Consider the following 11741-nt stretch of genomic DNA (forward strand, 5'->3'; position numbering starts at 1 on the left):
ACACATTTTCAACTAGCATTTCTCTACTCAGGACCCTCTATGTACCGCATCGGGGGTTCTGTATTTCAACGCATGATGCGGCCGCTCCGCGTTGTAAATATCCACCGCTTCACGCACCATTTCCCGCGCTTGCGTCAAATCCTGCGGGCTTTGCAACAATAACTCTCCTTTCAAAATCCCGTTCACCCGCTCCGCCAACGCATTCTGGTAACAGTCATACCCATCCGTCATCGAGCATTTCACCCCGTACCGTTCATGTAATGACTGATACAGTCCCGAGCAATACTGCACGCCGCGGTCCGAGTGATGGATAAGTTCACCGCCGCCACGCCGTTGCTTCAGTGCTTTCTTGAACGCCATCGCAACCGACTCCGCGTGCATTCCTTCGTGCACGTGATGGCCCACTATCTTGCGTGAGTAGGCATCCGTCACCAGGCTCAGGTACAGCGGCCCGCTCCTGGCTGGCAGATAGGTGATGTCAGCGACCCAGACCTGCTCCGGGGCCACCGGCGTAACCTGCTCTGGCCCCGCCTTGAGCAAGTTGGGATGACGGTAGAAACGGTGAAAACTGTGGGTGGTCTTGTGATACGCCCGCCTGGGCAGCACCAGCAGGCGGTGCTCGGCCAATATCTGAAACAGCCTGTCACGCCCGACCTTGAGCCCGCCATCATCCTGACCCTGGAGCAGATAATGCAGCTTGCGAGTGCCGACCCGCGGTTGTCGCAGTCGAACCTGACGCACAAAGCGCACCACCTGTAGCCCTTGTGCATGGCGCTCGTCGGCAACCCGATTGCGCTTGTAGTAAGCCTGCCGGCTTATCCCCAGAAACAGGCAAGCCCTGACAATGCTCAGCCTCTCGACTTGCCGCTGCGAGAGGACTTGCCGGGTCGCTTTTTTACGATGGAGACACCGTAGTCATTCTTCAGTACATCGACGACGGCCTCAAAGAACTGGGCCTTCTGACTCATCAGCACCAGCTGCTGCTCGAGTTCCTTGATGCGCTGTTCTGGCGTCTGGTTGTCGGGGTCAGGCATGGTGATGCTCCTGCCGGCGCGCACAGAAGCCCCTGGCTCCAATCTTGCCGACCATGTTTACGCAACCATACCAGAACGGTGGAGCGGCCCTGAATGCCATAACGCACCTGAGCCTGTTTGTAGGTGAGCTCGCCTTTTTCAATCTGCTCGACCAGTGCCAGTTTAAAAGTCAGCGAGTAATCGCGCTGTGTCCGTTTCACACCTTGTCCCATCGGATTCTCCATTTATTGGGGGGAAAGGTGTAAACCCTATTCAGGACGGGACAAAACCATGAAAAAGGCCCCCTCGCCAACGCGAGGGGGCCTTTTTATCGGCCAGCGATCAGGAGGTTATCAGCCCTTGATGCGTTCGATGCGGCCGCCCAGACCCTGCAGCTTCTGCTCGATGTCTTCGTAGCCACGGTCGATGTGATAGATACGGTCGACGATGGTGGAGCCTTCGGCGACGAAGCCGGCCAGCACCAGACTGGCGGAGGCGCGCAGATCGGTCGCCATCACCTGGGCACCCTTGAGTTGCTCGGTGTCACGGCAGATGGCCACGTTGCCCTGCAGTTCGATGTCTGCACCCATCCGTACCAGTTCGGGAACGTGCATGAAGCGGTTCTCGAAGATGGTCTCGGTGACCATGCCGGTGCCTTTGGCGACGGCGTTCAGCACAGTGAACTGTGCCTGCATGTCGGTCGGGAAGGCCGGGTAGGGGGCAGTCTTGATGGTGACCGGTTTGAGGGTGCGGCCAGTCATGTCGAGGGTGATCCAGTCTTCACCCTTCTCAATCAGGGCGCCAGCCTCTTCCAGCTTGACCAGTACCGCTTCCAGCAGAGTCGGGTCGGTCTTGCGGCAGGTGATCTTGCCGCCGGTGACCGCTGCACCCACCAGGAAGGTACCGGTTTCGATGCGATCAGGCTGCACGCTGTAGTTGCCGCCGTGCAGACGCTCGACACCGTCGATGGTCAGGGTATCGGTGCCCGCGCCCTGGATCTTGGCGCCCAGAGTATTGAGGAAGTTGGCCAGATCGACTACTTCCGGCTCGCGCGCGGCGTTCTCGATCACGGTGCGGCCATCTGCCAGGGTCGCAGCCATCATCAGGTTTTCGGTACCGGTGACGGAGACCATATCCATAAGGATGTGGGCGCCTTTCAGGCGACCATCGACACGGGCCTTGATGTAACCATCTTCGATGGTGATCTTGGCGCCCATCAGCTCCAGGCCGTGGACGTGCAGGTTGACCGGACGGGCACCGATGGCGCAGCCGCCGGGCAGGGAGACATCAGCAGCGCCGAAACGGGCGGCCATCGGACCCAGCGCCAGAATGGAGGCGCGCATGGTCTTCACCAGCTCGTAGGGAGCGACATGGTTGTTCACCGCACCGGTCAGCACGGTGACGTTGCCGTTGACCTTGGTGGTCGCGCCCAGCATTTCCAGCAGCTTGATGGTGGTGCCCACATCTTTCAGGCGCGGCACGTTGGAGAGGTGTACCTCTTCATCACAGAGCAGGGTCGCGAACAGGATCGGCAGCGCGGCGTTTTTGGCGCCGGAGATGGTCACTTCGCCGTTGAGAGTACAACGACCATCGATTTTGAATTTGTCCATTTTTACTTCGTTACCAAATCAGGAGGGCAATAGGAATTTACGTTCGCGTTTCCACTCGGCGTCGGTGAACGCCTTGATGGAGAGGGCGTGAATGGCGTTGCTGGCGATCTTGTCCATCAGCGGGGCATAGATGGCCTGCTGCTTCTTGACCCGGCTCATGCCGTCAAACATGTCACCAACGGCGATCACTTGGTAGTGACTACCGTCCCCTTTGACATGGACTTCGGACAATGGCAGAGCCTCAAGGAGTATCGCTTCAATTTCAGAGACTTGCATTATGCGTCCTCAGTTGTGAGCGGGGTTGACTGAAACAGCCCGGCCACCCCGTAGAGGTTGGCCAGGGTATAGAAATCACTGGAGGCGCCCACCAGTTGCGGTGTGGCGCCTCGCGCTAATACGGCTTTGGCCCATTTGACCAGCAGGGCCAGTCCGGCAGAGTCGAGGGTGGTGACGCCGCCGAGCTCAAGCTGGTCGTCCTGCCACCATTCGGCGCGGCGTTGCCACAGGTCATTGACCTGTGGCGCCTGCAGCTCACCGCTGAGAGTCATGGTTTGAGTACCAGCGGCTTGGCGTTGTGTTCGCGCAACTGGGCGATCACCGCATCGATGCCGTTCTGGCGGATCAAACCGCCCAGCTCGCTCTGTTTGGCGGAGAGCAGGCTGATCCCCTCTGCCACCATGTCGAAGGCTTTCCACTCGCCGGTCTTGTTGTTCTTGCGCAGCTTGAACTCGAGGAAGATGTCCGGCTTGCCGGCCTCTTTCACGCTGACGTTGACGGCGGTGATGTTGCCGCTGGGAGCTTTGCCCGGCTCGACCTTGACGGTCTGCTTGTCAAAATGGGCCAGCGCATCGGCGTAGGAGCTCACCATGTACTCGGTGAACACCTCGACGAAGGCATTGCGCTGCGCTTCGGTAGTCTCTTTAATCTGGTTGCCAAGCACCTTGTAGGCGGCGAAGCGGTTGTCCACATAGGGCAGCAGCTCTTCGCGGATGATCACCCGCAGGTGATCCGGATTGCTTTTCACCTGGGCCTGATCGGCCTTCAGGCGGGCAAAGGTCTGCTTGGCAGCCTGATCCACCAACGCGTTGGGGTCGGTGGCATCGACTGCGGCCTGGGCAGACAGGGAAAAGAGCATGCTGGTCATCAGGCCCAGCAGCAGGGCGATTTTCTTGAACATGATTACTCCTTCTTGCTGTCTGATTTGCTGTCGGAGGATTGGCTGTAGAGGAACTTGCCAATCAGATCTTCCAGTACGATGGCGGATTTGGTGTCTTCAATCAGGTCGCCATCCTTGAGCATCTCGGTGCCCATCTCCTCATCGCTGAAGCCGGGGGCCAGACCGATGTACTGCTCGCCGAGCAGACCGGAGGTGAGGATGGAGAGGGAACTGGTATCGGCGAACTCGCCAGCGCTCTTTTGCATCATCAGGGTCACTTCGGGCACCTGGGTTTTCGGGTCCAGTACGATGTCGCTGACCCGACCAACCACCACGCCACCGACCTTGACCGGCGAACGGACTTTCAGGCCGCCGATATTATCGAAATGCGCGCGCAGGGTATAGGTTTCTCCTTCCGGTTTGAAGCTCAAACCGGCCACTTGCAGGGCCAGTGCCAGAATGGCACCGATGCCAGCCAGCATGAAGGTGCCGACCAGGAATTCTACTTTGCTGAACTTCATCTTTACCTTATCCAAACATGACTGCAGTGAGTATAAAATCCAGGCCTAGCACGGCGAGGGATGAGTGGACCACAGTTCGGGTCGTGGCCTGACTGATCCCGGCCGAGGTCGGCTTGGCATCATAGCCGTTAAAGAGCGCAATCCAGGTGACCACCAGGGCGAAAATCAGGCTCTTGATGGCGCCCTGCATGATGTCTTCATGCCAGTCGACGGAGGCCTGCATGGCAGACCAGAAGCCCCCTTCGTCCACGCCGAGCCAGTCCACACCGACCAGCTTGCCGCCGAAGATGCCGATCAGGCTGAACATAAAGGCCAGCAGCGGCATGCTGATGACGCCAGCCCAGAAGCGGGGGGCGACCACCCGGCGCAGCGGGTCGACCGCCATCATCTCGAGGCTTGAAAGTTGCTCGGTGGCCTTCATCAGGCCAATTTCAGCGGTCAGGGCCGAACCGGCACGGCCGGCAAACAGCAGCGCCGTGACCACAGGACCCAGCTCCCGCAGCAGGGAGAGGGAGACCAGCGGACCCAGGCTCTGCTCGGCGCCGAAATCCTTCAATACGTTGTAACCCTGCAGCGAGAGCACCATGCCGATGAACAGGCCGGAGACCAGAATGATGGCCACCGACTGTACGCCCACCACATACAACTGCTGGATCAGCAGCGGGAAGTGCTTGCGCGGTTCGGGTTTGCCCGCCAGCGCATGGAACAACATGATGGTGGCGCGACCGACGGAGCTGATAAACCGCACTCCGACCCGCCCCAGCTTGCTTATTTGACTTATCAACATCAGAGATCCTGTAGCAGATCGCCTGCCGGAAAATGAAACGGAACAGGACCATCGGGCAATCCTTTGAGGAACTGCTCGACTTCGGGATTGTGCTCCTCGCGCAGCTGATCCGGCGTACCGTGCGCCACCACCTTGCGATTGGCAATGATGTAGGCGTAATCGGCGATGCTCAGCACCTCTTTCACGTCGTGGGTGACGATGACGGAGGTGATACCGAGGGCATCGTTCAGCTCCTTGATCAGCTTGACCAGCACCGCCATGGTGATGGGGTCCTGCCCGACGAACGGCTCGTCATACATGATGAGGTCGGGGTCAAGGGCGATGGCCCGTGCCAGCGCCGCCCGGCGCGCCATGCCGCCGGAGAGCTCGGAGGGCATCAGTTTTGCTGCGCCGCGCAAGCCCACCGCCTGCAGCTTCATCATGACGATGGTGTGGATCAGCTCCTCCGGCAGGCCGGAGTGCTCCCGCAGCGGGAAGGCCACGTTGTCGTAGACCGTCATGCCGGTAAACAGGGCGCCGCTCTGGAACAGCATGCTCATCCGCTTGCGCACTTCATAGAGGCGCGAACGGGAGAGGGTGGGGATATCTTCCCCGTCAAACAGAATGTGACCGGACTCCGGCTTGAGCTGGCCACCGATCAGCCGCAGCAGGGTGGTTTTACCGATGCCGCTCGGGCCCATGACGGCGGTCACCTTGCCACGAGGAATGGTCAGGTTGATCCCGTCATACAACAGCCGATCTCCGTGACTGAAAGTCAGATCGGAGATGGTGATCAGGTCATTGTTCAAACAATTGTCCATCCGGTGTAAATGAGGTGCGAATTTTATGGGGTAGTCTAGGTCTAAGCAACAGCAAGGAACAACTATTGAACAGGCTGCCAGCCCATTTGCACGACAGTTTTCTGTAACAAAGTGCGTCATTGAGAGCGGGACTTGCCATCCGATTCGCTTATCCGGGCAGACTTTTTTATAATCCCGCAGCTAATTTCGGCCCGGAGCTGTGTCTTTATGTCTGTAAAGCCTGAGAAAGTGTCTGAACTGTTCGATTTTCGTCGCAGTGCCCGCGCGGTGCTGGACACAGAAAAGCAAGCCATTGATGGACTCTATCAGTATCTGAATGACGCCTTCGACAAGGCGTGCGAAATGGTGCTGCGCTGCGGTGGCAAGATAGTGGTCACCGGCATGGGCAAATCGGGCCATATCGGCAGCAAGATCGCCGCCACCCTCGCCAGCACCGGCACACCGGCCTTCTTCCTTCACCCGGGAGAAGCGAGTCACGGCGATCTGGGGATGATCTCCAGTGGCGACCTTATCATCGCTATCTCCAACTCCGGCGAGAGCGACGAAATCCTGGCCCTGCTGCCGGTACTCAAGCGCCGCGGCATTCCGCTCATCTGCATGACCGGTAATCCGGCCTCCACCATGGCCAAAGAGGCCAACGTGCACCTGTGTATCAAGGTGGAGAAAGAGGCCTGCCCGCTGGGTCTGGCACCCACTTCCAGCACCACGGCAACCCTGGTGATGGGCGATGCCCTAGCGGTCGCCCTGCTGGAAGCGCGTGGTTTTACCGCCGATGACTTCGCCCTCTCTCACCCGGGCGGGTCGCTCGGCAAGCGTCTGTTGCTGCGGGTCGGCGATCTGATGCACAGCGGCGAGCTGTTGCCCCGGGTGGGGATAGATGCCACCATCAGCCAGGCGCTGCTGGAAGTGAGCCGCAAGGGGCTCGGTATGACGGCTGTGGTCGATGGCAATGGCCTGCTGGCCGGGCTCTTTACCGATGGCGATCTACGCCGCATTCTTGACCAGCAGATCGATATCCATCACACCCCCATCAGCCGTGTGATGACGGCCAACTGTGTTACCGTAGGTCCAGAGATGATGGCTGCGGAAGCGGTCAAGCTGATGGAAACGAGAAAAATCAACGGATTACTGGTAGTGGATGAAGAGAAACGCCCGCTCGGCGCCTTCAACATGCACGACCTGCTGAAAGCCGGAGTCATTTGATGCAAAACGTACCGACCCTCTATGGTCCGGTGACGCGCAGCCAGTTCGACAAGGCGGCGCAAATCCGCCTGCTGGTGTGCGATGTGGACGGGGTGCTCTCCAACGGCCTCATCTACATGGGAAACAACGGCGAAGAGCTGAAAACCTTCTGCACCCGCGATGGTGCGGGCATGCGAGCACTGCTCAATGCCGGGATCGAGATCGCCATCATCACCGGGCGCAACTCCCGTATCGTCAGCGATCGGATGAAAAGCCTGGGGGTGGCTCATGTGGTGCAGGGGGCTGATAAAAAGCTGCCTCACTTCGAAGCGCTGCTGGCCAAGCTGGGGCTGACTGCTGAACAGGCCGCCTATATGGGCGATGACACCATCGATCTGCCGGTGATGGCCGCCTGTGGCTTGGGTATCGCGGTGGCCGATGCCCATCCGCTGGTGCTGAGCCGTGCCGATATGGTGACTCGGCTTGGCGGTGGCATGGGCGCGGTGCGCGAGGTGTGTGACCTCATTTTGCAGGCGCAGGGCCACGACGATTATCAGCCCGAGGCCTCGGTATGAGCAGACAGACCCTGTTGTTTGCCCTGCTGTTTCTGGTCGCGCTGGTTGCCTGGCAGTTGGGCAAGGTTGAGCTGGTGCCTGAGAGCGCCGTCAAAATCGAAAACTATCAGCCGGATTTTGTCGCCAAAGATCTGGTGACCACCCGTTTTGATATCAACGGCAAGCGCACCGAGCGGCTGGAGTCGACCTACGCCGAGTATTATCAAATCCTCGAGCAGGCCACCTTCGACAAGCCGGTGGTCTACATGTATGACGATCAGGGTGCCGCCGAGTGGAAGGTGACCGCCGAAACCGGCGTGCTCAACACCGGCGACAACGTCATCCTGCGGGACAAGGTGCATCTGGATGGTCTGCTGCCCACCTCTTTCATCTCCACACTGGATACCCCCTATCTGGAGCTGGATCTGGTGACACAGGATGTGCGCAGCAACCGGGAAGTGAACATTCTGGGTCGGGATTTCCAGACCCAAGGGGTTGGCCTCAAGGGCCATCTGGACCGCAAATATTTTGAGTTACTGGATCAAGGCCATGCCATCTATTTCAATGAAAAACGCTAATCTGGCCCTCGCAGCCCTGTTGTTGTGTGGTGCGGTGACAGCCAAAGAGTCCGACTTTGCCGAGAAGGTCTACGTCGATGCCGTCAAACAGGTGGCCGAGATGCAGGACAACCGCATCACCTTCGAAGAGGATGTCACCATCAATCAGGGCACCATCCGGATCAAGGCTGACAAGGTGGTAGTGACCCGTTCCGGCGAGAAAGGGGCCGAGGTGATGACTGCCTACGGCAAGCCCGCCACCTTCTTCCAGATCCTGGATAACGGCAAGCCGGTCAATGCCCACGGCAACACTATCCGCTACGAGCTGAAGAACCGGCTGGTGACCATCACCGGCAACGGTCAGCTCAAGCAGGAAGATAGCCAGGTCAATGGCGATCTGATCCGCTACGACATCGTCAAACAGAAGATGATCGCCGAGAGCAAGAGCCCGAGCCAGCGGGTCAAAACCGTGTTCCTGCCGGATCAGGTAGAGAATTTCGACAAGCCCGCCGACCAGAAGAAGCAGGAAAAATAAGCCATGGCAGTGTTAAAAGCAGTGGGCCTGCAGAAGAGCTACAAGCGCCGCATGGTGGTAAGTGACGTCAGCCTTGAAGTGGGCACTGGCCAGATTGTCGGCCTGCTCGGCCCCAACGGGGCGGGCAAGACCACCTCCTTCTACATGATCGTGGGGCTGGTACAGCGCGATGCCGGTCTCATCACCATCGACGATCAGGACATCAGCCTGCAGCCCATGCATGTGCGGGCCCGCAACGGTATCGGTTACCTGCCGCAGGAGGCCTCCATTTTCCGTCGCCTGTCGGTGTTCGACAACCTGATGGGGGTGATGCAGACCCGCAAAGGGTTGAGCCGTGAGGAGCGTGAGGACAAGGTTCAGCAACTGCTGGAAGAGTTCAATATCACCCACATTCGCGACAACCTGGGTCAGAGCCTCTCCGGCGGTGAGCGCCGTCGGGTCGAGATCGCCCGTGCGCTGGCGGCCGAGCCGCGTTTTATTCTGCTGGATGAACCCTTTGCAGGGGTTGACCCGATTTCTGTGATAGACATCAAGAAGATCATTCAGCATCTGAAAGATAGAGGCCTTGGCGTCTTGATTACCGACCACAACGTCAGAGAGACTCTGGACGTATGTGAGAAGGCCTATATCGTCAGCCACGGCAAGATGATTGCCGAAGGTGCACCGGCTGACATCCTTGCCGATGAGCAGGTCAAGCGCGTCTATTTGGGCGATCAATTCAGTCTATAGTAAGGGGGCATGCCTTCATTTCCTTTGACGAGTGCCTCGCTGAACATAAGGATATCCCGACGTAGATGAAGCCGACATTACAGTTGCGTCTCGGTCAGTCCCTGACCATGACGCCGCAATTACAACAAGCGATTCGTCTGCTCCAGCTCTCCACTCTGGAACTTCAGCAGGAAATTCAGCAAGCGCTCGAAAACAACCCTCTGCTGGAGCAGGAAGAGAGCGAGACGCAAGAGACCAGTCCGGAAGCGCCGGTCGATGCCAGCCAGCTGGATTCCAGCGATGCCATGGCCCAAGAGCAGATGCCGGATGAGTTGCCGGTGGATACCACCTGGGACGAGGTTTACTCTGCCGGCACCGCCCAGAGCGCGGGCCCCATCCACGATGGGGAAGATAGCGTCTATCAGGGAGAGACCACCGAAAACCTGCAGGATTATCTGTTGTGGCAGATGCGGCTCACACCGTTCAGCGATGTGGATGCCGCCATCGCGCTCGCCATCATCGATGCCATCGACGAATCCGGTTATCTGACCGTTGCGCTGGAGGATATTCAGGCTGCCGTCACCAGCGATGACGTAGAGGTGGAACTCGATGAGGTCGAGGCGGTACTCAAGCGGGTGCAGCACTTCGATCCGGTCGGCATTGCTGCCCGTTCTGTGCAGGAGTGTTTGCTGATCCAGCTGGATCAGTATGACCCGCAGACCCCCTGGCTCAACGAGGCCAAGGAGGTGATCCTCGAGCACATGGAGCTGCTCGGCAACCGGGATTACCGCACCCTCGCCCGCAAGACAAAACTCAAAGAGAGCGACCTCAAGGAGGTGCTGGATCTGATCCAGCTGCTGGAGCCGCGCCCCGGCAATGGCATCATCCAGAGCGACTCCCAGTACGTGATCCCCGACGTCTCCGTGGTCAAGAAGGGCAGCAAGTGGGTGGTCGAGCTCAATCCCGACTCTGCCCCCCGCATCCGGGTCAACGAGACCTATGCCGCCATGGCCCGCAACGCCCGCAGCAGCACCGACACCCAGTTTATCCGCTCCCATTTGCAGGAAGCCAAGTGGTTCATCAAGAGCCTGGAAAGTCGCAATGACACCCTGCTGAAAGTGGCCAGTTGCATTGTCGAGCAGCAACAGGGCTTTTTCGAGTATGGTGAAGAGGCGATGAAGCCGATGGTGCTCAATGACATCGCCGAAGCGGTAGAGATGCATGAGTCGACCATCTCCCGGGTGACGACCCAGAAGTACATGCATACCCCCCGTGGTATCTTCGAATTGAAGTTTTTTTTCTCCAGCCATGTGAACACCGAAGGAGGAGGAGAGTGCTCATCGACCGCAATTCGCGCGCTCATCAAGAAGCTGGTCACGGCAGAGAATCCTGCCAAGCCGTTAAGTGATAGCAAGATCGCGGATTTGCTGGCCGAACAGGGTATTATGGTGGCGAGACGCACGATCGCTAAGTATCGCGAATCCTTGTTTATCCCACCTTCCAATCAGCGCAAACGCCTGGTTTAGGCAAACAAAAGGATGATGTTATGCAAATTAACCTGACCGGACACCATGTCGAGATCACCGAAGCTCTGCGTGATTATGTGAATAACAAATTTGCCAAACTCGAGCGTCACTTCGACCACATCAACAATGTTCATGTGGTGCTTAGCGTGGAAAAACTGAACCAGATAGCGGAAGCCAAATTGCACGTCAGCGGTGGCGAAGTGTTTGCCAACTCTGAACATGCCGATATGTATGCTGCGATAGACACCTTGCTCGACAAGCTGGACAGGCAGATCATCAAGCACAAAGATAAGTTAAATAAAAAATAACCATGCAACTTGAACACATACTGAGTCGGGACTGCACCAAGAGTGCAGTCCCTTGTACCAGCAAGAAACGCGCCCTCGAAATCATCAGCGAGCTGGCCGCCGAGCGCCTTGGCACCTCCCGCCAGGCGCTGTTCGAATGCTTGCTGGCCCGCGAAAAAATGGGTAGTACTGGGATCGGTGCCGGTATTGCAATCCCCCACGGTCGCATTGACGATGAGTTCCCGCCAACCGCGATCCTGATGACCTTTGCCGACCCTATTCCTTTCGACTCCATCGACAATCAACCGGTTGACCTGCTGTTTGCCTTGCTGGTGCCGGAAAGCGAGTGCAAGCAGCATCTCAAGACCCTTTCTCTGATGGCTTCCAAGCTGGGTGACAAGGCGGTTTGCCGCCAGTTGCGTCAGGCAACCAGCGACGAAGAGCTCTATCAGATCATGATCTCGGCCTGACAGCAGGCCAAGGATGAGACACCCGTTTTGGCGTG

General features: G+C 58.2%; 15 protein-coding genes and 1 pseudogene. 8 read left to right on the top strand and 8 right to left on the bottom strand.

Features of this window, described 5'->3' with window-relative positions:
• Nucleotides 1-27: 27 nt before the first annotated feature.
• The 8 genes and pseudogenes from WBR25_RS01595 to mlaF form a co-directional block, all read right to left on the bottom strand.
• A pseudogene (locus tag WBR25_RS01595) lies at nucleotides 28-1246 on the bottom strand (IS3 family transposase).
• Nucleotides 1247-1366: 120 nt separating this feature from the next.
• Nucleotides 1367-2623 (bottom strand): UDP-N-acetylglucosamine 1-carboxyvinyltransferase, encoded by a 1257-nt coding sequence (gene murA, locus WBR25_RS01600; RefSeq protein WP_479749303.1) that lies wholly within the window; start codon nucleotides 2621-2623, stop codon nucleotides 1367-1369.
• A gap of 18 nt (nucleotides 2624-2641) precedes the next feature.
• Nucleotides 2642-2899: a BolA family iron metabolism protein IbaG gene (ibaG, locus tag WBR25_RS01605; RefSeq protein WP_005306001.1), complete on the bottom strand. Its 258-nt coding sequence runs from the start codon at nucleotides 2897-2899 to the stop codon at nucleotides 2642-2644.
• Nucleotides 2899-3171 carry an STAS domain-containing protein gene (locus WBR25_RS01610; protein WP_005336352.1) on the bottom strand — a complete coding sequence of 91 codons (273 nt, stop codon included), beginning with the start codon at nucleotides 3169-3171 and terminating at the stop codon, nucleotides 2899-2901. The genes ibaG and WBR25_RS01610 overlap by 1 nt, the downstream gene beginning before the upstream one ends.
• The gene (locus tag WBR25_RS01615; RefSeq protein ID WP_005336350.1) at nucleotides 3168-3800 is read right to left on the bottom strand and encodes an MlaC/ttg2D family ABC transporter substrate-binding protein; all 633 of its coding nucleotides are present in this window, start codon (nucleotides 3798-3800) and stop codon (nucleotides 3168-3170) included. Before WBR25_RS01615 ends, WBR25_RS01610 begins: the two co-directional genes overlap by 4 nt.
• 2 nt (nucleotides 3801-3802) lie before the next feature.
• Complete coding sequence (gene mlaD / locus WBR25_RS01620; RefSeq protein ID WP_005336348.1) at nucleotides 3803-4300, bottom strand: outer membrane lipid asymmetry maintenance protein MlaD; 498 nt, start codon at nucleotides 4298-4300, stop codon at nucleotides 3803-3805.
• A gap of 7 nt (nucleotides 4301-4307) precedes the next feature.
• The gene (gene mlaE / locus WBR25_RS01625; RefSeq protein WP_005355158.1) at nucleotides 4308-5087 is read right to left on the bottom strand and encodes a lipid asymmetry maintenance ABC transporter permease subunit MlaE; all 780 of its coding nucleotides are present in this window, start codon (nucleotides 5085-5087) and stop codon (nucleotides 4308-4310) included.
• A complete protein-coding gene (gene mlaF / locus WBR25_RS01630) occupies nucleotides 5087-5887 on the bottom strand; it encodes a phospholipid ABC transporter ATP-binding protein MlaF (protein WP_005336343.1) in 801 nt (266 codons plus the stop codon). Before mlaF ends, mlaE begins: the two co-directional genes overlap by 1 nt.
• Nucleotides 5888-6094: 207 nt before the next feature.
• Between mlaF and WBR25_RS01635 the strand changes: the two genes are divergently transcribed.
• From WBR25_RS01635 to ptsN, 8 genes are all read left to right on the top strand, one after another.
• A complete protein-coding gene (locus tag WBR25_RS01635) occupies nucleotides 6095-7090 on the top strand; it encodes a KpsF/GutQ family sugar-phosphate isomerase (protein WP_058057518.1) in 996 nt (331 codons plus the stop codon).
• Nucleotides 7090-7644 (top strand): 3-deoxy-manno-octulosonate-8-phosphatase KdsC, encoded by a 555-nt coding sequence (gene kdsC / locus WBR25_RS01640; RefSeq protein WP_047438734.1) that lies wholly within the window; start codon nucleotides 7090-7092, stop codon nucleotides 7642-7644. Before WBR25_RS01635 ends, kdsC begins: the two co-directional genes overlap by 1 nt.
• On the top strand, nucleotides 7641-8201 hold the full coding sequence (gene lptC / locus WBR25_RS01645; RefSeq protein WP_005336338.1) for an LPS export ABC transporter periplasmic protein LptC: 561 nt from the start codon (nucleotides 7641-7643) through the stop codon (nucleotides 8199-8201). Before kdsC ends, lptC begins: the two co-directional genes overlap by 4 nt.
• Nucleotides 8188-8715 carry a lipopolysaccharide transport periplasmic protein LptA gene (gene lptA, locus WBR25_RS01650; RefSeq protein ID WP_335812185.1) on the top strand — a complete coding sequence of 176 codons (528 nt, stop codon included), beginning with the start codon at nucleotides 8188-8190 and terminating at the stop codon, nucleotides 8713-8715. Before lptC ends, lptA begins: the two co-directional genes overlap by 14 nt.
• A gap of 3 nt (nucleotides 8716-8718) precedes the next feature.
• Entirely contained in the window at nucleotides 8719-9444 is a 726-nt protein-coding gene (gene lptB / locus WBR25_RS01655) for an LPS export ABC transporter ATP-binding protein (protein ID WP_005336333.1), read from the top strand.
• A gap of 65 nt (nucleotides 9445-9509) precedes the next feature.
• Complete coding sequence (locus WBR25_RS01660) at nucleotides 9510-10949, top strand: RNA polymerase factor sigma-54 (protein WP_129503139.1); 1440 nt, start codon at nucleotides 9510-9512, stop codon at nucleotides 10947-10949.
• Nucleotides 10950-10969: 20 nt separating this feature from the next.
• Nucleotides 10970-11257: a ribosome hibernation promoting factor gene (hpf, locus tag WBR25_RS01665; RefSeq protein WP_005336323.1), complete on the top strand. Its 288-nt coding sequence runs from the start codon at nucleotides 10970-10972 to the stop codon at nucleotides 11255-11257.
• 2 nt (nucleotides 11258-11259) lie between these two features.
• Nucleotides 11260-11706, top strand: a complete 447-nt coding sequence (ptsN, locus tag WBR25_RS01670) for a PTS IIA-like nitrogen regulatory protein PtsN (RefSeq protein WP_129503140.1) — start codon at nucleotides 11260-11262, stop codon at nucleotides 11704-11706.
• The last annotated feature ends 35 nt before the right edge of the window (nucleotides 11707-11741 follow it).

It is taken from the genome of Aeromonas sp. MTB (genome assembly GCF_056632455.1).